This is a genomic window from Acinetobacter nematophilus, assembly GCF_026344175.1.
GTDB classification, from domain to species: Bacteria; Pseudomonadota; Gammaproteobacteria; order Pseudomonadales; family Moraxellaceae; genus Acinetobacter; species Acinetobacter nematophilus.
In genome coordinates this window covers 169,453-190,879 of record NZ_JAPKMY010000004.1, presented here as the reverse complement: position 1 = coordinate 190,879, position 21,427 = coordinate 169,453, and the positions used below count along the sequence as shown (strand labels likewise).

Sequence of the window (21,427 nt, the reverse complement as noted above, 5' to 3'; positions counted from 1 at the left end):
TATTCATGTTGATGACTGAACTCGCCATAGCAACAGCCTTGATCAGGCATCGACGCTATTTACCCAAGCCACATCAATTTGAAGCAAAGTTGAATTATTTATGGTTTGATCCGGATCAGATCCATGACTTTACTGAGCAATCTTATTTATGGTCTTCAGATCGTTGGAATTTACTCAAACTTGATCCAAATGATTTTTTAATAGAAGAATCTGGAACAATTCGGCAAAAAATTAAAAAAATATTGCTCAAACAAGCCAATAGTGTATTGGCTTTAAATACTCAGATTCGAGTTTTGGCTTTACCGAGAACTTTGGGTTACCGTTTTAACTCAGTCGTATTCTTTTTTATTTTTGATGTCAGTGAAAAGCCGCTGTTTATTCTGAGTGAAATAACCAACACGCCGTGGGATGAACGTAAGGTATATGTACATGACTGTCGTAACAAAGCTGTACAACACGCTCAATATAACAGCTATAAATTTGAGTTTAAGAAATCATTTCATGTCTCTCCATTTATGCCCATGGACATGAACTACATATGGTCGTTTAATTTTTCTGAGCAACAAAATGTAATTTATATGCAGCTATTTCAACAAAATGTACTGCAATTTGATGCAACTATGCGATTTTCACTTACACCCATCACAGTTTCTTCACAACAGCATCGCTATGCTATTGATAGTGTCTTTGAACCTTTCAAAATGATGACAGGTATTTATCTAAATGCTTTTCGTTTATGGAGGAAAAAGGTCCCATTTTATCGGCATCCGAATAAACAAAAAGGAAAAACAATGCGATGAAAGCACTTATTTCCAGTGAACAAGATTCACTACCTTTGATTTTACAGAATCTGGTAAAACTCCGTCATGGTCAGATTATATTTAATGGAGTGTGGAATGGTTATGTGGGTGAAAGTATTGAGTTAATTGCAGTTGTTCAGGTTCATGATAAAAAATTGGTAAATTTGATCTGTAAGTATGGTGTTCTAGGCGCAGCTGAAGGTTATATCCGTGGTTACTGGAGTAGCAGTCATTTGGTTGAGTTGATTCAAATTTTGGCACGTAACCGAGATCTTTTGGATCAATTAAATCAAAATATTATTGCTCAGGCGAGCCAATTTTTCTTAAAAGCTTGGTATAAAAAGCGTAAAAACTCGATCGAAGGGAGTCGTAAAAATATAGCAGATCATTATGACTTGAGTAATGATTTCTTTAAATTATTTCTTGATTCATCAATGATGTATTCCAGCGCTGTGTTTAAAGATACTGAAATGACTTTGGAACAAGCGTCTGAATATAAAAAAGATTTAATTTGCCAAAAATTACAATTAAAACCTATGGATCATTTGGTTGAGATTGGAAGCGGATGGGGTGGTTTTGCACTTTATGCTGCACAAAATTATGGCTGTAAAGTGACGACAATTACCATTTCACAAGCGCAATACGATGAAGCCGTAGCCCGTATTGAAGCAGCAGGTTTGGCGCATCGGGTAGAGGTACAATTAAAAGATTATCGCTTACTTGAAGGGAAATTCGACAAATTGGTTTCTATTGAAATGATTGAGGCGGTAGGGGAACAATATTTATCTACCTATTTTAAACAGTGCCGTCATTTGTTGAAACCAAAAGGATTGGGACTCATTCAAGCCATTACTATAGAAGATGCACGTTATAAAAAAGCTTTAAACACTGTCGATTATATTAAACGCTATATTTTTCCTGGTAGCTTTATTCCGTGTATCAGCGTATTAACGCATACAGCATCTGAACAAAAATTGCGTTTAAAACATTTAGAGGATATTGGTCAAAGTTATGCTCAAACATTGCATCTTTGGCGGAAGAATTTTTTAGCCGCTCGTGAACAAATTCTTGAACTTGGATTTGATGAAAATTTTATTCGGATGTGGGATTTCTATTTATGTTATTGCGAAGGAGGATTCAAAGAAGGAGTGATCAGTAACGTACATATGTTGTTTGAAGCCAGCACTTATTAAACTCTAAGCATTCATTGATATCTCAAGGAGTAAACAAAATGTTATTGAAATTGTTTTTACTCGATGTCGTGATTATGCTGATCAGCTGGCTCATCGTAACCTATAACAAACGTGCCGGTTTAGTCGATGTTGCCTGGAGTTTCTGTATTGCAGTAAATGTTATCTGTGCTGCTTTTTTGCTGGATATTGCTCCAGTGAGTGTACGTATCTTTATCGGGCTTTCAAGCAGTATCTGGTTTCTTCGTTTGACATGGCATTTATTTCGCCGTTACTGGCATGAAACAGAAGAAGATCGCCGCTATGCCAATATGCGCCGTACTATGGGACAATTGAAACACTGGGGTTTCTTGGCATTTTTTATATTTCAAGCGGTACTGGCGATTTTGTTTTCTTATCCGATGCTGGCGTTATTCAGCTCACCAGTAACACAGTGGAATGAATGGATTCATTGGGCAATCACTGCGGCTGCTCTCATAATGTTGCTGGCTTTTATTGGTGAAAGCACTGCTGATCAACAGCTATATCGTTTTAAACAGAATCCAAATAATCAAGGTCAGACCATGGATCAAGGTTTATGGAAATATTCACGTCATCCGAATTATTTTTTTGAATGGTTACATTGGTTTGCCTATCCTATTGTAGGTTTGGCAGCAGGACTTTATCTGCTATGGATTTATCCGTTACTGATGTGGCTATTTTTATATTACATCACTGGTATTCCATTTAGCGAACAACAGGCATTACGTCATCGTGGTCAAAATTACCAAGATTATCAACAGCGAACGTCAATGTTTATTCCGCGGCAACCAAAAGAGTAGATCACAACATGGATTATATTATTCAACAGTCTTTAAAGCTGGTCGAAAGTGGACTGATTCCAGATCAGGCTATACGTGCGGCGATAAGAAGCTTAAGTAAAAAGCGTTTAACTCAAGAAGGGCGCTATGATCCTGAATTGGGTAGTCAGCGTTATATGGATGTTGTGAACATGCTTAAACGCAGTGACATTGCAATTGAAACTGATAAAGCGAACCAACAGCATTATGAACTGCCTACTGAGTTTTTTCAGGCTGTATTAGGAAAGCACTTAAAATATAGTGCCAGTCTATTTACCGATGCTCAAACCAGTTTAGATGAAGCGGAAGCGTTGGCCTTGGCATGTTATTGCGAGCGAGCAAAATTAAAAGACGGTCAACACATTCTGGAAGTTGGCTGTGGTTGGGGATCTTTAAGTCTATGGATGGCTGAGCAATACCCAAATGCTTCCATCACAGTGGTATCCAACTCAGCAACACAACGCGCTTATATACAGGAACAAGCCAGATTACGACAGTACAATCATTTGAAAGTCATCACCTGCGATGTGAATGTATTAGAACTTGAAGCGGGTGTATATGATCGTGTGGTATCGGTGGAAATGTTTGAACATGTGCGCAATTACCAAAAATTATTTGAAAAAATAAATCTCTGGCTTAAACCTGATGGACTATTGTGGTGCCATATTTTCTGTCATCGGTTTTTACATTATCCATTTGAAATTAAAAATGAATATGATTGGATGTCGAAATACTTTTTTAGTGGAGGACTCATGCCCTCTGCATCAACTTTCTTACATTTTCAAGATCATTTGCAATTAGAACAGCATTGGCAATGGTCTGGTAAACAATATGAGAGAACAGCAAATGCCTGGCTTGAAAATATGGACCGACAGCATCGAAGTCTAAAACCATTGTTTGAACAAACCTATGGTAAAGATGCAGCAATTTGGTGGCAACGCTGGCGAATCTTTTTTATGGCTTGCGCTGAACTTTTTGGTTTTGACCAAGGACAAGAATGGATTATCGGTCATTTTTTGTTCCACAAGAAAGCCGTATAATTTAAATTGAAAGTGCAGTTCAGCCGGCAACACAAGGGATATATTTATGCTGAGGCTATTTAAGGGCAACCGTGCTCATCCCTTGGGTGAAGTGTTTAATCGATATTACTGGTTGCAAATTGGACTGATTGCTTTATCGATCGTGGTGGGTATTACCTGTAGTGCGTGGGTGATTAAAGGCACATTATTGAAAACTGCCCTCGAACAGGAAATGGAGCATTATTGGATGCGTGTAGCGCGTAATCCAAATGCGGATTTGCCCGATACTAAAAATTTATATGGATATCGCTGGACTCAGGTAGCGCCGATCACTTTTCAGAACCTGCATTTAACACCAGGCGTGGGACGTCATTTTGTTGATGGTAAAGAACGTATGACTGTTTATGGTGAGCGTAACGGACAGCATGTGCTTTTGGTTTTTGGTGAAAGTAATGTCAATAAACTGATCTGGCTGTTTGGTTTAGCACCGCTCATGTTAAGTTTGTTTGTACTGTATAGCGTGCTTTGGTGGTGGAACCGTCGCGCACGTCGTTATTTTTCTCCAATCACTCGACTTGCCAATGCCTTAGAAAATATTGACTGGGAACACCAGAACAAGGGGGCATCACCCTTTAAGGATATTGGTACTGATGCGAATATGGAAGCAGAATATTTAAAACAGGCGTTAGAGAAATATCATCAAGTTTTAACTGAATTTATTCATCGTGAACGTGAATTCAGTCGTGATGTCAGTCATGAACTACGGACACCTTTAACTGTCCTAAAAGGGAATGTTCAGCTTTGCCAAGCTCGTTATGGAGATAATAAAGTCTTTGTTCGTTTGAGCAATACAATAGAAGATATGCAGTTATTGGTTGATACATTATTGGCAATTGCACGCAATACAACCAATACACTGACTCCAGAACAGAGTTCAATATTCAAACTATTACAAGAACTACAAACTGATCTTGAAGGAGTGGGGCAAGTGAAAGGAATACAAATCAATCTTTATCAGGAGATAGCAGATCAGACACGACAGTTGTATCCCTCTATGACAAAAATGGTTTTTGGCAATATTTTACGTAATGCCCTCAATTATTCCCAAGGATCAGAAATCGATATCATCATACAAAAAAACAAAGTGCTAATTGCTGATAACGGGATAGGTATTCATTTACCCAACGAAATTAAAGTACAGGATTTATCTAGTCCTCAATTGAGATTGCAAACAAAAGGCTATGGCATTGGACTGCAACTGGTGCAGAAGCTGTGTAGACAGCTAGGCTGGCGTGTAGAGTTATTTGATCGCCTGTATTATTTGAGTGTTCATAATGATACCGCTTTAGTACCTTCCACAGGATTGGTTGTTGTAGTGTATCTTAATTAAACGAATCAGGTTCAAGAGAAACTTTTAATCCTACTCCAGATACTGTATGGATCAATTTTTGATTAAAAGGCTTATCCACCATTTTACGCAGATTATAAATATGGCTGCGCAGTGCATCACTTTCAGGTTCTGCATCTCCCCAGAGTTCTATTATAATTTCTTGTTTAGTCATCACTTTCGGTGAATTTCTCATCAATAATTTTAATAATTTAAATTGAATAGGTGGAAGTTCTATACTTTTTCCGGCACGCTGAATCGTTTGTTGTGAACTATCCAGTATAAGATCATGAATTTGTAATTTACTATTTGAAACCTCTCCTGTCGATCTTTTGATTAATGCCCGAACACGCATAACCAGTTCATTGAAGTCGAAAGGTTTAACCAAATAATCATCAGTTCCTGAAGAAAAGCCTTTAATTTTGTCATCTAAGGTGTCACGCGCTGTAAGCATGAGCACGGGAATATCTAGCCCTTGTTCTGTTCTTAACCACTGACAAAGATCATAGCCAGATCCATCAGGTAAATTGATGTCCAATAAAAGAATATGATAAGGGTGATTTTTCAATAAATTTCGTGCTGTAAATAAATTGCGTGCATGGTCAATGACAAAACCATGAGCTTCTAAAAACTCACAGAGTGTAGAGGCTAATTCGTAATGGTCTTCCACCATAAGAATAAAATATTTTGTCATGACAATAGCTTTATGTTGTTAATTCAAGAGTTGCTGTTTCAATTTAGCACTAAACGGCTCAGAACCTAACCAAATTCTGAAATATTGGTTGGCATTTGGGTTTTGAATATGACCTAATATTTTTCCATTGAGTGAAAGCGTTAATGTTTGCGATGAATGAACATAACTTAATGTGTATTTATCGCCATTCTTTACCGGTTTATAGCGTTGCGTAATTTGGTTAAGAATAGATGTGTCTTTAAAATCAGCGATGTTTTTGTTTAAAAAGTGGGTGGCTGCGCGCTTAAATGCCCATTCAGGAATATTCTGGTTGTATGAAAAATTCATTTGAATACTTTGGTTTTCCCAGTTCTGTTTACATGACTCTGCAAAGTAGCTTACCTGACCAATCTGTTTGGTACCGACTAAAATGGCACCATTTCCACATTGTTTTGTAGGTGCAGCTTGAACACTGCAAATGCTGATGGATATGCCTGCCACAGACATAATCAATATGATGATTTTTTGAATGTTAATGTCCATGAATATAAACCTCCGAAATAAGGTAATTGGCGAAACAATCCATTTGCAGGATCCCAAAAGTCTTGTTGGAAAATAATTTGCTGATCTTTATTCACTTTAATTTCGCTGATGCCATATGACGCCATTCTTTTATTTACGCCAAAAATTTTAAAATCATAAGCCATATACCAATGAATATAGGCTGAATCCTGGTGGTGGGTAGCGTTTAATAATCTGACGCTTACATTGCTGACTCGCTTGTTCATGGCTTTAAAATGTTGAATCAAATTTTGCCGTGATGAAAATTGAGAAAGTGTGTCATTGATATAGAGTTGATCTGCATATAATGCACTTGCCTTATTGACGAATTCAGGTGTACCCAAAGTATTGAAGGCATATGTAAAACGCGTTCCAATATCCAATGCTTGAGTATCATTCAATGTAATACCGATTAGATGATCTCTAGCCTTAGCATAATCTGAGGAATAACTTGGAATACTTTTACACCCAGATACACAGAGTAATGTGAATAGGGAAGCAAATATTGTTTTTGAGTTTTTCACGGTCATTATCCATTTTTAATCATATTGACTACTTTAGATAAACACGTGTGAAAGAGGTGTGAAGTTAGATGAAAAAGATAGGATGTCATCTATTCATTTCTAGCTGTATTTTGGTTAGCATGAGTCATGCAACAAGCATCTTATCAAAAGTAAAAAAACAATCATATCTTTCTCATTTCTAGAGTTTTTCTAGAGCTCAACCCGATGTAAGAACTTCACCAATAAAATATACCTGCCTGTACCACTCAACTTCGGTCTTTAAATTTTAACTTTTTGAGATAATTCTTATCTCGCAATAAATTTTTTTCAGTGAGATTGTATAACTGAGTTGGATATAAGACGGATATGATTATTGGCAAATCACAATATTTTTTATTTGTTGAGGGTTTTTAATGGAATTTAATAAGTGGTTTAAATAAAAAGAACTCATAAATAGTGATTGATTTTAAGTTATCTATAAAATAGTTTGTAAAAAGATCTAATAAATAATTAGTTGTGAAAAAAACGAAATTTTACAATAATTTATAAAAATTACAGTGCTATACAGATATATTTCTTTTTATAAACAAATTTCAACAATAAATTTTTTATCCTTAAATAATAATGAAGTTTAATTCAATTAACTGTATGGATATTGAGTCATGAATACTAAAGTAAATAATAATATTTTTGATGAATTAAGAAAAAGTCACGATAAGCAAAGAAAGTATTCCGAACAACTTATTCAAACCTCTGGAGATACTGAAGAAAGAAGAAGCTTGTTTGATGCATTGAAAAATGAACTTTTTGCCCATGCAGTTGCTGAAGATCGATATTTTTATATTCCTTTAATGATGACAGATCCTGGTTTAAATATTACGCGACATGCACTTTCTGAACATCATGAAATGGATGAATTGTTAGAGCAACTCACTGAAACAAAATTCAGTCATCCGGGTTGGCTAACAACGGCAAAAAAACTTTCAGAAATTATTCATCATCATTTAAAAGAAGAAGAGCATAGTTTTTTTCAGCAGGCAGGTAAAATATTAGACGAAAACGAGAAAAAAGGTTTGGCTAAACAATACGCTGCTGAATATCAAAAGTATCTAAATAAAGATAAAGATAGCCTTGTTTAAATGGGTTATCTTGATCGAGTGCTTAAAGCGCGACTTGCTTTGAGAGCATGCGATCTGGGGTTGATGACTAATTTAGCTGATGTATCATGGATATATCGGTATTTTATGTTGGCAACCCCATACATCAGAATTAACGGAATGATCGTTCTAACGGATACTTTTTAGTGGTGATTTAACAATACAAGTTTCAATTATCTAAAAATTTTTATTTCAATCATTGATGTTATCCTGCCTGAATTGAATGTTAATTTGTTTAAAAATTGTGTAGTAAAGAGAAACACTGATTGAGATGTTAAAAATAAAATGTATAAGATAGATTAACTGTTCTTTAAAATGAAAGAATCAATCGAACGGATGTCAGCTTATGGCGAATAAAAATAATCAGCCTTTAGCATCGTCACAACTTCTTAACTTGAGTGAGTTGGTTGGTTGTGAAGAATGTGATGCGATTTATCGTAAAGTTGACTTGTTGGTGAATGAGCGTGCTTATTGCACCTGTTGTGGTGCTGAGTTGTATCGACGTAGCCGACCTTTGTCGTCACTGCTTGCCCTGGTAATTACAGCACTGATTATATTTGTCATTGCCAATAGTTTTCCTATCGTAATTGTGGAATTACAGGGAAATACTTCACAAACTACACTGATAGGAGCGGCATGGACGATGTTTCATATTGAACGTCCTTTTGTCGGGGCACTGATTCTGATGACTACATTTATTGTACCTCTGATTGAATTGCTATTGCTGAGTTATGTCTTAAGCTGTGTTGGTCTGTTTAAATACAGACCTCTCCATCTCAGATTGGCAATGAAAACTTTATTTTTATTTCGAACATGGGGGATGGTGGAAGTCTTTTTAATTGGTGTATTGGTTACCTTGGTCAAATTGGTCGGAATGGTGACCGTCATTCCGGGTATTGCACTATGGGCGTTTACGATTTTAAGCATTCTGTTGGTTTATATTGCTTCGGTAAAGATTAAAGATCTTTGGGATGAAGTCGATCGGAGCTTAGCATGACGCAAAAGCATCACCATGATACTGAGGATTCATGGTTAGAACATCTTTCTGATGTTGATTTACAGTCCAAAAATTATGTGCGGGCAAAAGATGTCGGATTCATCCAATGCGATTGCTGTGGTTTATTGAATTTTGCGGGTTCCAGCAGGGATATACATGTAGAGCTAAAGTGTTCGAGGTGCAAAAGTGGATTACACTCGCGTAAACCGCAAAGCTTAAACCGTACGTTTGCTTTAGTGATTGCTGCAGCAATTTTATATATTCCAGCCAATGTAATGCCGATGACAGTCACGGATTCTTTATTAGGTCGTCAGCAAGATACAATCATCAGTGGAGTCATCTACTTTTGGCAAAATGGGGATTATCTGGTGTCTGTGGTTATTTTCATGGCAAGCATTTTTATCCCAATTTTAAAATTATTAATTTTGATTTTTCTCTTGATTGCCGTGTATATGCAATCATCTTCAAGGTGGCATTTTTCACCCGAACATTGTGCATTATTGTATCGGATTGTTGAATTTATCGGTCGTTGGTCGATGATTGATGTGTTTGTTGTTGCTTTGTTGACCGCACTTATTCAAATTCAATCTTTAGCAACGATCTTGGCAGGACCAGGAGCTGTTGCTTTTGGTGCAGTCGTTGTACTCACCATGTTTGCTTCACTGAGCTTTGATCCACGATTGATTTGGGATAATTATTTCAAGGCTCACAAGTTGAATTCTCAGCAACCCCAACAGATGAACACAACTGTTATTCATCAATTTAAACGTTAAAACGAAATCATATCCTCATGATTAAATGCTAAAAGAATGATCACTATGCCAGACAATACACCAAACAAGCAAGATTCTACACCCAGCCCAAGTGAGACCACGGAGAATGGTGTATTTCTCGCCGAACCTGAAAAGAAAAAGGCGCGCTGGCGACCTGCATTGATTTGGCTAGTTCCTTTGGTTGCACTCCTGATTGCATTGTCACTTGCTGCGAAAGCCATATTGGATACAGGTCCAAGTATTGAAGTGTCCTTTCGTACCGCAGAAGGTTTGGTGGCAGGTAAAACTACAGTACGTTATAAACAAGTCGATATCGGCTTAGTTCGTCAAATCGATCTTTCTGATGATCGTTCGCATGTAATTGCGAAAATTGAATTACGCAAAGATGCCAGTAATTTTGCTGCTAAGGATTCACGTTTTTGGGTGGTAAGACCACGGGTAGGTACAGGGGGGATTTCCGGGATAGATACTTTACTGTCAGGTGCCTACATTGAAGTGGATGGCGGCAAGGCAGAGCAAAAACAGGAAACTTTCACTGGGCTTGAGGTTCCACCTGTTGTCGCTTCTGATATTCCGGGAAAAGTTTTTTTCTTAAAAGCACAGGATTTAGGTTCTTTGGATATCGGTGCACCAATTTACTATCGTAAAATTAACGTGGGACAAATCACTGCTTACAAATTAGCGAACGATGGGAAAAGTGTTGAATTACAGACTTTTATTCAGTCTCCCTATGATAAGTTTGTAACTACGGATGCGCGTTTTTGGCAAGCAAGTGGGGTAGATGTTTCTTTAAATGCTTCGGGCTTTAACTTAGACACTCAATCTCTTGCCAGTATTGTTGCTGGAGGGATTGCATTCGGTTATCCAGAAAATTCAGCAGGGAGTATTGCACCAAATCACAGTTATTTTACCTTATCAGATTCTCGTAAAGAAGCGATGAAAGAACCCGATGGTAAGCCTCGTCCGATTATCATGTATTTTGATCATTCATTACGAGGTCTAACAGCTGGCGCACCTGTTGACTTTATGGGCATCGAAATCGGCAATGTGAAAGCCATCAATGTTGAGTTTGATCCATCTTATACCCAGTTAAGGATGCGTGTAGATGCGACTATTTATCCATCTCGCCTGGCTCATGGTAAAGAGCTTGATCCTGATGGTGAAATTTTCAAAAACTTTATTGCAAATGGCTGGCGTGCACAGATGCGTACAGGAAATTTGCTAACAGGTCAAAATTATATTGCCTTTGATAAGTTTCCAAAAGCCAAGGCGGCTACTTTGAAAATGCGTGCGGATGGGCGTGCTGAAGTTCCAACAACAGCAACAGAATTAAGTGGTTTACAGGCTCAAGTGTCACAAATTGCAGATAAACTGAGTAAGTTTCCACTGGATGAAATCGGACAGGATGTACGTAAAACATTCAGCAATATGAATAAGACTATTGAATCTACAGATAAACTCGTGAAACAGTTGGATGATAAGGTTGCACCAAACTTACAAGCAACATTGAATGATGTCCGTAAGACAATGCGATCCAGTGAATCGATTTTATCCAGTGATGCACCGATGCAGCAGGATGTGCGTAAAGCTTTGCAGCAGATGACTAGAGCTGCTGCTTCATTACAGTTAATGGCTGATTATATTGAACAACATCCTGAATCATTGATTCGTGGTAAAAAAGCAGAGGCTAATAAATGAAAAAAATAGATAAAAAATTATTCCATACTGCTTTAATTGTAAGAGGTACTGGCATTTTATCCGCTGCGATATTTTTGTCGGCATGTTCAAGCTCACCAGTACCGAACTACTATAGCTTAACCGCTCAAGTATCTCCCTTAGCCAACTCAAAGGTGACTGTCATTGAGGTCTTGCCTGTAGGATTGCCTGATCGCATCAATCGTGCTCCCATTGTGATTCAAGATGTTACGGGGAAATCACAAATTTTAGACAACGAACGCTGGACTTCAACTTTAGGGACAGAACTGCGCGATAATTTATCCGCGGGTCTGCAACAAAAGTTGGGCGCGGTGGATCGCTACAATAGCGGTATGGTTGGGGGGAAAATTTCTTATCGTATTGCTACTGATTTTTCACGTTTTGACATCGTTAATTCCACAAATCAGGCGAATGAGAAAGTTGAAGTGTCTGTTGCTTGGATTGTGAAACGTAATGATCCTACTATTACTTTGGATCAAAATTCTAACCAAAATCAGCAATTGGCATGCCGTATGAGTTTTAATCAAGCTGTAGCAAGCAATAATAAGCAGATACAGCATGTTGTCAGTACAGCCAACAGTGCTTTAAATCGAGTTGTAGATGCGATGGCGCTTTCGATCATATCCTTGGATGCAAAAAAATCAGCTCGTATTGATGGTGTGACTTGTACTTAGTCTCGCTAAACACGTAAAAAGAACTGATCTTTGTTTTATTGGAGTTTGTCGGTTGATTTTAAGTCGAGACTTAATAACCAATATAGGCTTTGAATTGATTGAGACAATCCAATTATCGGATATCGGAAAGGATCACGCTATATTCATGGTCTTTCAACGCTGTTTAATATCAAAAATACATCAAATTTTATTTAAAGCGGATAAATTGGCTATGTCTGATCAATCGATTTGAAGGAATGGTATGGAAATTTTACATTTAGATCATTTGGTCTTAACAGTTGCAGACATTGAGCAAACCTGTCGTTTTTATCGGCAAGTTTTAAATTTTGAAATTATTACATTTGGAAATAACAGAAAAGCGTTAAAGTTTGGTCAGCAAAAAATAAATCTGCATCAGGCAGGTCATGAGTTTGAGCCCAAAGCCAAGCATCCGACTCGGGGTTCTGCCGATTTATGTTTTATTACATCTACACCCTTGAATGAGCTGATCATACATTTAGCACACCAAAAGGTAGTAATTCAAGAAGGACCGGTTCAACGTACAGGTGCAGTCGGAAATATTATGTCGGTATATATTCGTGATCCAGATGAAAATTTAATAGAAATTTCAAATTATATAACTGAATAAAAAGTCCCTAAAAAATAGGTGAGCTAGCGCGATCCCCATCGACACTCGAATATGGCAATCGCTTGCTTGGAAGCAAGAAATATTTTCAATTAAAGAAATTTGAAGAGATATGGGAAAAAATAATAAGCACTGCTATACACAGCTTTATGCTTGGTAAAGCAACGACTGAAGATTTATCTGAGATGTTAGAGTGCGATTTATGATAAAAAGTATGGATCTATGAATAAATCCACTTAGATATCTTCAAGATCTTTGGTTAAAAGTAAAATGGCGTTCTCCCATATCGAAATGTGATTGTGTTTCTGACATTGCTGATCAGCGCTGCTCGAAATCTCGATTTATTGAATCAAAAGAAATGAGTAAATTTTTTAGTAAGCAATCCAATATGCTCAATGATTGATTATTTTTATAAACATTTAACCCCAATTTTCAACATCCAAAAGCGCTTTACTCACTCCCGCTTTTAAAAGGCAAATCAACTTTCAGGATTTAATAGATTCAGCTGATTCGGGACTTATTGTTTTTTACGATTTGTGTAAAAAGCGCTAAATTAAAACGACTGTTATAACAAATCTTACAACAATGCACTTAAACAAGTAACAAGAAGGTGTCTAAACGAGTACACCCAGATACCAATTTTTTGTTAGCTTAAAAACATACATATTGGTGGAGTAAGAAATGTCAAAAAAAGTATTATTTATCACTTCAAACTCTGGTGTAGAGCATGACGAACTTAAAAAGCCACTAGACTTTTTAAATGGTCAAGGAATTGAGTGTATTCATGCTGCAATCGAATTAAAAGAGGTACAGACCGTGCTTCATGACGAGGAAAAATCTGCATCTTATACACCCAATGCAACTTTAGAAAAACTGGACCCAAATGATTACGATCTACTGGTTATTCCAGGTGGAACGGTGAATGCGGATCAATTAAGAATTGATGAAAATGCGATAAAAATTATCCAATCATTTACAGACAGTAGAAAAACCATAGCCGCAATATGTCATGGTCCTTGGACACTTATTAATGCAGATCGAATTAGAGACAAAAATTTAACTTCATACAAAAGTATACGTTTAGATTTAGAGAATGCGGGTGCGAACTGGATGGATGAGCAAGTACATCGCTGTAGTACGCACGGTTGGGTTTTGATCACTTCACGTAATCCTGATGATATTCCTGCTTTTAATCAGGCTATATTAAAAGAACTTGAATAATTTATTGATAGTTAAATACGTTTAAAAATTTGGGTCTCCTGTCTTGATTTTATCAAGGTGGGAGACTCAGTTTTTTTTAAGATCCAGATAGTTGTGATAATTTTTTATGCATGACGGTATACTTTAAAGCTCATGATTAGTTGTTACTGTTGCGCCTACCTAGATCAAAAGCAGTTGGCATTTTGACCCCTAAAATGAAAAGATTTCTCCGGTTTAAACTGTCAAACAGTTAACCATACTGGATTTGGTTAAAATTGAATTGTATAGGATTTAACAACCCAGTCGAAAAATGGACTGAATGAAATTTTGTTGTGGATCCGAATTTTCAAAATCATGAATGGCAGTTGTACCGCAGAACTTCATATTTTAGCTCGCTTTAACAGTCAATCATGTAACAGTTGTGCTTGGTAGCGTTGACTCATCTCTATATAAAAAGTCATTCAATATCCATTCATGAGGAATCTTCAAAATTCATAAGGCAGATTTGTTTGAGAGGCAGACAGGTTTAAAAGGTAAAATGTAAAGTGTTTACCATATGGACTCCAACAGTAAAATGCATAGGTAAATTTTCAACCTTGCAATAAAGTCATAACTTTTATTGAGAAAGTAGAAAATGTGGTTAACCGACCATATCATGAAATAACGGAAAATTTATAATTTGCATTTAATGAGCTATTAGAAAAAGACACATCAAAACCGATGATTAAAACAGTTAGTAGATTAACAATCACAATATCGAAACGAATATTTTCCAATGGGTTTTTCAATTTAGGACTTATTGCTTAACGCAAGTATGCGCCTAAAATAGATCCGATTGCGATAGTTAAAAAGTAACACAGACATCGCTTCTGTCTGTGTTGTAGAAGAAAATAGCAAGAGATAGAGAGCTTGATTAAATAGATTAAGTATTTTAGGTTTCCTTTAAAACAATCAGAGTACAGAAATACGCAAGCTGCTTAAGGGGGCGTGGTTATCATGAGCATGAACTGGTAATTTGTAAAAAGTTGGATCACCACCCATTAAATTATGACTTTACAAGAATTTAAAAAGATTAAGCTTAAGCATGTGGTTGGTGTCTCGAAAATAAAAAAAAGGATTGAAGATTAATTTTCTGACTTGAGATTCATATTGTGAGATATTTACTCATTTGGCGTCTTGACGTTTTTGATTAAGCTTATAATGTGGTGAGAATTTAAAAACTTTAAGATTAAAGCTGAGTTTAGTGATTGAACTCAAAACTTAAAAAGGATCGAAAAATTAAATTACATATTTTTAAAAAATAAGAATACAAAGCTGAATCTGAATTAGGATATAGTTTGAATTATTTTTAATATAGAGAATACGCTATTGTGTATCTATGAAATCGTACTTCAAGATGAGAAATTTCAATTACACAAGCTTGTAAAAGTTAAGGACACTATTTACGATTCCATTCAAAAAAAAGAATTAGTCATGTGGTTTTGGATCTATTCTGAGACATCTGAATTTTTTTATTTTGATTTATGGGATCAATTGGATCATGCAAAAATAGGTCAATATGTTAGTTATAAAAATTTTATTTTTAAAGTGGTGAGTGTTAATAATAACAAAAAAATAAATTATTCATAAATCATTATCTTTTATCATCATGATAAAACATTTAGTGAACATAAAGGAACTGTTTTGTTTAATTCTTTGGAGGATATTTAAGGTTCAAGTTTATTTAGGAATATCAACGTGGAAAATTTAAATCAAGATTATGAACAGATTAATACATTAATAAAAGATATTCGATTTGTAATGGTCACATTTATCACTGAAGAAGGGCATTTACACTCTATTCCTATGACTACGCAACCTACTGATTTTAATGGTATCGTATGGTTTATTGGTGCTAAAAATTCTGAATTAGTTAAAAATATACCTGTTCGTCAGCAGGTTAATCTGGGCTATAGTCATATTGCAAATAATGATTACGTGTCAATTAATGCTATTGCAGAGTGCGTAAATGATTCAGACATTCTTGAGCAATTATGGTCACCAGCCTATGAAGCATTTTTTGAGCAGGGGAAAAATGATCCCAATATCCAATTGATTCGTGTCGTTTGTAATGGAGCACAATATTGGAAAGGTAATGGGAAGCTGGTGACCCTATTCAAACTGGCCAAAGCTTCTCTTACAGGTGAAACTGAGCAACTTGGTAGCAGCCAATCTGTAAAGCTTTAAATGATGGCTAAACTAGACGAACCTGCGTTCGTCTAGTTTAAGTTTAGAGAAAAGACGACACACCGCGTTGATTTAACCCGACCTTTTTACGTAGCCGAGTTTGCTTTTCACTGAGAAGCTCTTTTAAGAAGCTATCTAAATTAGCTTCATTGAGTGCAGTTGGAGTGAACAATTCATATCCCATTTGATTGAAGAATATATCAATTTTCGAACACTTCTGAACATACTTCATTGACCAGTTCTTAAAGTGAATTCTGTCAATTTCCTTGATTTTGAATTCAACAATATCGTGATGCCGAACATCATTTTTTATCTGCTGAAATAATGTTTGAACGATCGCTTTATCCCCTTCAAGACACTGAAAGAAATAATTATTGGCATAATACAAAACGCCGAAAATTTGATTGCTCGTATTGAATTCCCTGGCAGTGTTTAAGATATCATTGAGATCTTCAAGTAAATCAGAAGTCAATTGATTACGAGTACTCACATAACACAATCGAATTAACATATGCGTTTTCTCAAGACATTTTGAGCACAAACGACTTGATCACTCATTGGCATCAAAGTTATAAGGTTCAACATCATACTCTCCAGCCAAAAGATTAATAAAAGAGGGAATCGTCTCACTCGAAAGCAGAAAGGGATTAAAATCATCACGATGATTTTCTAGAAAAAAGTCTCCAAGCCTTTTGTTGACAGGAGCAAATTTCATATTCCAATTTTTGAATAATCCAACATCACATTTTTCATAGTATAAAATTTCACAATTTTGGTGACGTTGGTCTTTCAAAATTTGATTGTAAAAAAGATCGTCTACTTTACTTTTGCGTCCTTCTAAACATTGAACAAAATATCCATGTCCATAATAAAGAACGCCTGTAATTTCATTGCGAGAATTAAAATCTATGGCCGAATTCAAGATTTCTATGAGATCGTTCTTCAGGTTTGGATGAACACTCGTCGCTTTACTAGCATATAAAACTCTGACAAATTCCATTGGAAGGTTTCCACGATAAAAATTACTTCAAACTAGGTGCTAACGCTTTAATTTTATTAATAAGCTTTATGTTTTCACATAGAAAGATTAGTAATGATGATTACCATACAGTGTTCGTGAAATGAAAGCGAATAGATTATTAGAAATTATAAAAAATATGAAATGTAACGTTTTTTTATTGCTGTTTGAGTGATTTGTTAAAGTAGGTAGTTAGATATTTATTTTGTTAAAAATAAATATTTGAAAATAAAAGAAAATATAAAAATATAATTAAAAATTATTGGTTAAAAAATATACAATTGTAAGAAATTTCTCACAATCATGTAAGCTATGGATTATACCGTCTGATTTTCATTTATTTATACTGCCTACATACACCACAAGTGTTCATTATTATAAAGCTGCATAATTATTTAAGCTGTTTGTCGCTAACACTTAAATTAAAAAAAGCATTTATTAAATTAATGAACATAATAAAAATTGTTGTGTATTGGGGTAGCCCTCCTCCTTAGCCGGTTTACTAGGGAGGAGGGGTTTTTCTAAGGTTTAAAATATGAGGGAATGAAATGTTAATTTTAAAAAATTTATTTATTTTTGTTGTCTCAATATTCGCTATTTCATTGCTTATTATTATTTTTGATAAATTGGGAATGAATAAATATGTAAATTTATTTACAGCAGCTCTACTTTATGGCGCATTTATTACCATTTATTTTCAAAAAATATTTTTAAGCCTATCTTTCTTTTTTGGGTTTTATACCCTGTTGTTCATGATTAGTTATTCAATTGAAGTACTAATCATGCTATTCATTTCATGTGCTGTATTATTCTCAATTAAGATCGTTATGCCGAAATTGAAAAATACAGAGATCGATCACATTTTTAGTTTTAGCAGATTATATAAAAAGTAATTTTTGACAATTATTTTTTATATAAAAGTATTAAAGAATTGTATGCTGATATAACCATGTATTGGCACTTCACTTCTTTAAATATTAATTTCAAAGTAAAAGATTAATTTATGGAGTAATGCATATGTTTCGTTGGGCTATAATTTTCGCAGTGATTGCACTTGTGGCAAGTTTACTTGGATTTGGTGGTGTAGCAGGGCTTTCTAAAGATTTTGCAGTTATTCTTTTAGTTGTTGCTGTCATCCTCGCCATTGTTGGCTTTATTTCTAGAGGAAAAATGTAGAGTGCAGACTTGAATTTCAATAGAGTCTTGTTGGCTCTATTGGCTATTTGAATGAATGCTAAAAAATTATTGAATATTACATATTGGGTTTTTTATGAAAAATATTAACTATTTATATGTTTTAGAACAGATTTATAACTTTCTGTTGCTTACACCTGATTTCAAAACGAAGACTAATTTTGAAAAAGTGGTTGAGTATTTCAAAGTGCTGAACCAAGGTGTAGATGATGACTTTATTTTTGAAATTCCTGATAAAGTTATGGGGCAGTTTGGTAACAAGAAAATAATCAATATCATCAATGCGCCTGAGATTGATCATAAAAATAAATTTTTGGATTGGGTGGATCAACAAATCAATTCATAAATTTTATATAAGATTTCAGGAAAAGATAACTACTTAAAATTTTTAGTCAGCCAATTGTCGCGTCAATCCTAAAAGCGCCATCCTAACCGAAAAATAAATTGTTGGTCTCTAATACACAACATCACGAAAAATACTGGAACAAATCAGTACGATAAGATCAGATTGTATATCAGATGCCTAAGCCTATTATCAAAACATTGGGTGTAGAGAATACGAATTTTACACACAGCCTCTAGAGGATTTTTTATAAATTTTAGTTATGAATAAATCTTGAAATCAAAGTTAATTTTTATTAACATCGCAGTTGCGATAGATTCTCATCTATCCTTTGGTGAAAAAAAGTTGGCAGCCCGGAAAGACGGGCACTATTTTTTATTATGTTTACCAGTAAGGTTACATCACCTTTAAACTTAATTTTGATTTGACATCGTTCAGATGAGGCATCAAAAGATGGATATGACACTCATGCCTGATAAAAAATACAATGTGTTGAAGTGATTTTATTTTTAAATGATATAAATGTTTTGGTTTGAATACATCAATGTGTAAATTTGGGGGTACTTGATTTACATGCTATGATTTCGCCATTCGAATAAAGGTTTTTGTTTTCGTGACTGCTATCAAAATTCAAAAAGCTGCCTTGGAACGCTTTGCAAAGCAAGGGTTTAGTGCAACGTCCATGAACGAAATCGCAACAGATGTCGGTATCAAAAAGCCATCAATTTATGCACATTTTAAAAATAAAGATGATTTATATTTAAGTTTAATTCCCATTATGATTGAGCATGAATTGAATTATGCAAAACAAATATTGACCGGTGGTGAGGAAGTATTTCAACAATTCAATATATATTTGAGTAGTATTGGTCAGCGATTTGACCAATCTTTTGATGTACAGTTCTGGGTCAATGCTTTACTGAATCCGCCAAAACATATCTATGCCGAGGTGATTGAACCCATGCATTTGTTTATGAAACATCTAGAGCAAATTTTTATGGATGCTTTGAAACAGCTACCTGAAAATCAATTGGATCATGTGACTTTGGCGCGAATGTATATGAGTTTCGTGGATGCTTTACAGAGTGAATTAATCTATGGCGGTAAGCAAAAATATCAGCTTCGTTTAACGGCAATACTCAAGGTATTGGAAATATTAAAAAACACCTGCAAATAAATAGGTGTTTTTCAATCCTTCAATCACATGGTTTTATCATATTTACTAATTTCGTTCGCATAGAAGCTAAGCACGAACATTAACAGACCTGACAGTAATAGTGTAAGAGGTAAAACTGAAATATGCTCAGGCATCAGACTGGCGATAAATCCAATCATTGCGCCTACGGCATATTGAATGAATCCCATAAATGACGATGCGACTCCAGTTAAATGGCGCTCTGCCTGCTGCATTGCCAAAGCGGTCAAATTTCCAAATAAAAAGCCGGTTGACCAAATCGCCAAGCCTAAGGTGAGAATATACTCTATCAATGTCGGCTTTCCAAACAAGGTACTGCTGCATAACCACCCGGTGGAAACTAAAAAAATACACAGACCTAATTTTAATATTTTATAGGCTGACCAAAGCTGATTCAGCAGCCAAATTGAAATTTGTCCTGTGAGGATAAAACATAATGCATTAAAAGCAAAAAGATAGCTGAAATGACTGGTATTGAGCTGATAATGTTGAATAAAAATATAGGGCGAATTGCTGATATAAAAGAAAAAGCCGCCAAATAAAAAGCCACTTGCAAGGGTAAAGTAAAGATAGGCTTGGTTGGTACAGATACTACGATAACTGTTAAAAATATTTTTTAAATTCAGGGTTTGTCTTTTTTCAGGATCGCAAGTTTCTGGCAAGGATCGGATACTCCAAAGCAGTAGAACCGTGCCTAAGCCTGCTAAAGTATAAAATATGATCTGCCATGGATTATGTTGAATTAAATAGCTGCCAACAATGGGTGCGATTATAGGTGCAACCATCATGACCTGCATTAAAATTGAAAAATTCTTTGCGGCTTCTTTTTCATTACACAGATCACTGATCACTGCACGTGGCGTAACCAAACCTGCTGCTGCACCAAGCGCCTGTAAAAAACGGGCTGTCAACAAAAGCTCTAATGAAGTTGCAAAGCTTGCAATCATTGATCCAATAATAAAAATCAATACACCAATCAATAAGGGTAATCTACGTCCAAATCGCTCTAATAAGGGCCCATAAACACCTTGACCGATAGCTAAGCCAATTAAAAATATAGACAAGGTCTGCTGCATTTCACTCAGATTGATATTGAGGCTCTTTGCAATTTCAGGAAATGCAGGTAAATAAATATCAATGGCCAGCGCGTCAAGCGCAGTCAGCATTGCAAGGAGAACAATAAGGGAAAAACCAATTTTTTGCTTGTGTAGACTTAGATTCATTTGTTTGATCTATAAAAAATACCTAACGTTAGGTAGGTTAGTTAATTTTTTTTAGCATTACAAGTTGAAATTCATTATTTATTGACAGGGGAGCAATTTTAGTTGTGTTGAAAC

Annotated in this window: 22 protein-coding genes; 16 read left to right on the top strand and 6 right to left on the bottom strand. The window is 35.5% G+C overall.

What is annotated here, in order from left to right:
- Positions 1–5: 5 nt before the first annotated feature.
- Genes OSH00_RS10015 through OSH00_RS09995 form a run of 5 tightly spaced genes read left to right on the top strand, consistent with a single transcriptional unit; the run spans position 6 to position 5,238 of the window.
- On the top strand, positions 6–800 hold the full coding sequence (locus OSH00_RS10015; RefSeq protein ID WP_266130306.1) for a DUF1365 domain-containing protein: 795 nt from the start codon (positions 6–8) through the stop codon (positions 798–800).
- On the top strand, positions 797–1,993 hold the full coding sequence (locus OSH00_RS10010) for an SAM-dependent methyltransferase (protein ID WP_266130305.1): 1,197 nt from the start codon (positions 797–799) through the stop codon (positions 1,991–1,993). Before OSH00_RS10015 ends, OSH00_RS10010 begins: the two co-directional genes overlap by 4 nt.
- A gap of 38 nt (positions 1,994–2,031) precedes the next feature.
- Positions 2,032–2,811, top strand: coding sequence for a DUF1295 domain-containing protein (locus OSH00_RS10005; RefSeq protein WP_266130304.1), 780 nt, complete (start codon positions 2,032–2,034; stop codon positions 2,809–2,811).
- 8 nt (positions 2,812–2,819) lie between these two features.
- A complete protein-coding gene (locus OSH00_RS10000; RefSeq protein WP_266130303.1) occupies positions 2,820–3,869 on the top strand; it encodes an SAM-dependent methyltransferase in 1,050 nt (349 codons plus the stop codon).
- 46 nt (positions 3,870–3,915) lie between these two features.
- Positions 3,916–5,238 carry a sensor histidine kinase gene (locus tag OSH00_RS09995; RefSeq protein ID WP_266130302.1) on the top strand — a complete coding sequence of 441 codons (1,323 nt, stop codon included), beginning with the start codon at positions 3,916–3,918 and terminating at the stop codon, positions 5,236–5,238.
- Here OSH00_RS09995 and OSH00_RS09990 read toward each other — a convergent pair.
- From OSH00_RS09990 to OSH00_RS09980, 3 genes are read right to left on the bottom strand one after another with little or no spacing between them, the layout of a single operon-like run.
- Positions 5,231–5,929: a response regulator transcription factor gene (locus tag OSH00_RS09990; RefSeq protein WP_266130301.1), complete on the bottom strand. Its 699-nt coding sequence runs from the start codon at positions 5,927–5,929 to the stop codon at positions 5,231–5,233. The genes OSH00_RS09995 and OSH00_RS09990 overlap by 8 nt on opposite strands.
- A gap of 18 nt (positions 5,930–5,947) precedes the next feature.
- The gene (locus OSH00_RS09985) at positions 5,948–6,451 is read right to left on the bottom strand and encodes a chalcone isomerase family protein (RefSeq protein ID WP_266130300.1); all 504 of its coding nucleotides are present in this window, start codon (positions 6,449–6,451) and stop codon (positions 5,948–5,950) included.
- Complete coding sequence (locus tag OSH00_RS09980) at positions 6,418–6,999, bottom strand: DUF2358 domain-containing protein (protein ID WP_266130299.1); 582 nt, start codon at positions 6,997–6,999, stop codon at positions 6,418–6,420. The genes OSH00_RS09985 and OSH00_RS09980 overlap by 34 nt, the downstream gene beginning before the upstream one ends.
- Before the next feature lie 635 nt (positions 7,000–7,634).
- Here OSH00_RS09980 and OSH00_RS09975 point away from each other — a divergent pair.
- The 8 genes from OSH00_RS09975 (at position 7,635) to OSH00_RS09935 (ending at position 16,340) form a co-directional block, all read left to right on the top strand.
- Positions 7,635–8,111, top strand: a complete 477-nt coding sequence (locus OSH00_RS09975; RefSeq protein ID WP_196077854.1) for a hemerythrin domain-containing protein — start codon at positions 7,635–7,637, stop codon at positions 8,109–8,111.
- A 364-nt stretch (positions 8,112–8,475) separates the two neighbouring features.
- Positions 8,476–9,126: a paraquat-inducible protein A gene (locus OSH00_RS09970; protein WP_266130298.1), complete on the top strand. Its 651-nt coding sequence runs from the start codon at positions 8,476–8,478 to the stop codon at positions 9,124–9,126.
- Complete coding sequence (locus OSH00_RS09965) at positions 9,123–9,899, top strand: paraquat-inducible protein A (RefSeq protein ID WP_266130297.1); 777 nt, start codon at positions 9,123–9,125, stop codon at positions 9,897–9,899. The genes OSH00_RS09970 and OSH00_RS09965 overlap by 4 nt, the downstream gene beginning before the upstream one ends.
- A 45-nt stretch (positions 9,900–9,944) precedes the next feature.
- Positions 9,945–11,597 (top strand): PqiB family protein, encoded by a 1,653-nt coding sequence (locus OSH00_RS09960; RefSeq protein ID WP_266130296.1) that lies wholly within the window; start codon positions 9,945–9,947, stop codon positions 11,595–11,597.
- Positions 11,594–12,289 (top strand): PqiC family protein, encoded by a 696-nt coding sequence (locus OSH00_RS09955; protein WP_266130295.1) that lies wholly within the window; start codon positions 11,594–11,596, stop codon positions 12,287–12,289. The genes OSH00_RS09960 and OSH00_RS09955 overlap by 4 nt, the downstream gene beginning before the upstream one ends.
- 241 nt (positions 12,290–12,530) lie before the next feature.
- Complete coding sequence (locus tag OSH00_RS09950; RefSeq protein ID WP_266130294.1) at positions 12,531–12,917, top strand: VOC family protein; 387 nt, start codon at positions 12,531–12,533, stop codon at positions 12,915–12,917.
- A gap of 678 nt (positions 12,918–13,595) precedes the next feature.
- Complete coding sequence (locus tag OSH00_RS09945) at positions 13,596–14,135, top strand: type 1 glutamine amidotransferase domain-containing protein (protein WP_266130293.1); 540 nt, start codon at positions 13,596–13,598, stop codon at positions 14,133–14,135.
- A gap of 1,716 nt (positions 14,136–15,851) precedes the next feature.
- Positions 15,852–16,340: a pyridoxamine 5'-phosphate oxidase family protein gene (locus OSH00_RS09935; RefSeq protein WP_266130291.1), complete on the top strand. Its 489-nt coding sequence runs from the start codon at positions 15,852–15,854 to the stop codon at positions 16,338–16,340.
- A 43-nt stretch (positions 16,341–16,383) separates the two neighbouring features.
- Here the strand turns inward: OSH00_RS09935 and OSH00_RS09930 are convergent, their stop codons facing one another.
- Together OSH00_RS09930 and OSH00_RS09925 are read right to left on the bottom strand one after the other, a co-directional pair.
- Positions 16,384–16,851: a BLUF domain-containing protein gene (locus tag OSH00_RS09930; RefSeq protein ID WP_266130290.1), complete on the bottom strand. Its 468-nt coding sequence runs from the start codon at positions 16,849–16,851 to the stop codon at positions 16,384–16,386.
- Positions 16,852–16,890: 39 nt separating this feature from the next.
- A complete protein-coding gene (locus OSH00_RS09925) occupies positions 16,891–17,340 on the bottom strand; it encodes a BLUF domain-containing protein (protein ID WP_266130289.1) in 450 nt (149 codons plus the stop codon).
- A 1,035-nt stretch (positions 17,341–18,375) separates the two neighbouring features.
- Between OSH00_RS09925 and OSH00_RS09915 the strand changes: the two genes are divergently transcribed.
- The 3 genes from OSH00_RS09915 to OSH00_RS09905 all read left to right on the top strand — a co-directional run bounded on the left by OSH00_RS09915 (position 18,376) and on the right by OSH00_RS09905 (position 20,072).
- Positions 18,376–18,534, top strand: a complete 159-nt coding sequence (locus OSH00_RS09915) for a DUF1328 domain-containing protein (protein WP_196074591.1) — start codon at positions 18,376–18,378, stop codon at positions 18,532–18,534.
- 94 nt (positions 18,535–18,628) lie between these two features.
- Complete coding sequence (locus tag OSH00_RS09910) at positions 18,629–18,898, top strand: hypothetical protein (RefSeq protein ID WP_196074590.1); 270 nt, start codon at positions 18,629–18,631, stop codon at positions 18,896–18,898.
- A gap of 610 nt (positions 18,899–19,508) precedes the next feature.
- Positions 19,509–20,072 (top strand): TetR/AcrR family transcriptional regulator, encoded by a 564-nt coding sequence (locus tag OSH00_RS09905; RefSeq protein WP_266130288.1) that lies wholly within the window; start codon positions 19,509–19,511, stop codon positions 20,070–20,072.
- Between the two features lie 23 nt (positions 20,073–20,095).
- Here the strand turns inward: OSH00_RS09905 and OSH00_RS09900 are convergent, their stop codons facing one another.
- Entirely contained in the window at positions 20,096–21,313 is a 1,218-nt protein-coding gene (locus OSH00_RS09900; RefSeq protein WP_266130287.1) for a multidrug effflux MFS transporter, read from the bottom strand.
- Positions 21,314–21,427: the final 114 nt, after the last annotated feature.

Coding starts and splice junctions, on each gene's coding strand:
- OSH00_RS09985 (WP_266130300.1), bottom strand. CDS start 6,451: ATGGACATTAACATTCAAAAAATCATCATATTGATTATGTCTGTGGCA.
- OSH00_RS09965 (WP_266130297.1), top strand. CDS start 9,123: ATGACGCAAAAGCATCACCATGATACTGAGGATTCATGGTTAGAACAT.
- OSH00_RS09960 (WP_266130296.1), top strand. CDS start 9,945: ATGCCAGACAATACACCAAACAAGCAAGATTCTACACCCAGCCCAAGT.
- OSH00_RS10010 (WP_266130305.1), top strand. CDS start 797: ATGAAAGCACTTATTTCCAGTGAACAAGATTCACTACCTTTGATTTTA.
- OSH00_RS09930 (WP_266130290.1), bottom strand. CDS start 16,851: ATGTTAATTCGATTGTGTTATGTGAGTACTCGTAATCAATTGACTTCT.
- OSH00_RS09975 (WP_196077854.1), top strand. CDS start 7,635: ATGAATACTAAAGTAAATAATAATATTTTTGATGAATTAAGAAAAAGT.
- OSH00_RS09950 (WP_266130294.1), top strand. CDS start 12,531: ATGGAAATTTTACATTTAGATCATTTGGTCTTAACAGTTGCAGACATT.
- OSH00_RS09955 (WP_266130295.1), top strand. CDS start 11,594: ATGAAAAAAATAGATAAAAAATTATTCCATACTGCTTTAATTGTAAGA.
- OSH00_RS09915 (WP_196074591.1), top strand. CDS start 18,376: ATGTTTCGTTGGGCTATAATTTTCGCAGTGATTGCACTTGTGGCAAGT.
- OSH00_RS09995 (WP_266130302.1), top strand. CDS start 3,916: ATGCTGAGGCTATTTAAGGGCAACCGTGCTCATCCCTTGGGTGAAGTG.
- OSH00_RS09980 (WP_266130299.1), bottom strand. CDS start 6,999: ATGACCGTGAAAAACTCAAAAACAATATTTGCTTCCCTATTCACATTA.
- OSH00_RS10015 (WP_266130306.1), top strand. CDS start 6: ATGTTGATGACTGAACTCGCCATAGCAACAGCCTTGATCAGGCATCGA.
- OSH00_RS09900 (WP_266130287.1), bottom strand. CDS start 21,313: ATGAATCTAAGTCTACACAAGCAAAAAATTGGTTTTTCCCTTATTGTT.
- OSH00_RS09970 (WP_266130298.1), top strand. CDS start 8,476: ATGGCGAATAAAAATAATCAGCCTTTAGCATCGTCACAACTTCTTAAC.
- OSH00_RS09910 (WP_196074590.1), top strand. CDS start 18,629: ATGAAAAATATTAACTATTTATATGTTTTAGAACAGATTTATAACTTT.
- OSH00_RS09925 (WP_266130289.1), bottom strand. CDS start 17,340: ATGGAATTTGTCAGAGTTTTATATGCTAGTAAAGCGACGAGTGTTCAT.
- OSH00_RS10000 (WP_266130303.1), top strand. CDS start 2,820: ATGGATTATATTATTCAACAGTCTTTAAAGCTGGTCGAAAGTGGACTG.
- OSH00_RS09945 (WP_266130293.1), top strand. CDS start 13,596: ATGTCAAAAAAAGTATTATTTATCACTTCAAACTCTGGTGTAGAGCAT.
- OSH00_RS09990 (WP_266130301.1), bottom strand. CDS start 5,929: ATGACAAAATATTTTATTCTTATGGTGGAAGACCATTACGAATTAGCC.
- OSH00_RS10005 (WP_266130304.1), top strand. CDS start 2,032: ATGTTATTGAAATTGTTTTTACTCGATGTCGTGATTATGCTGATCAGC.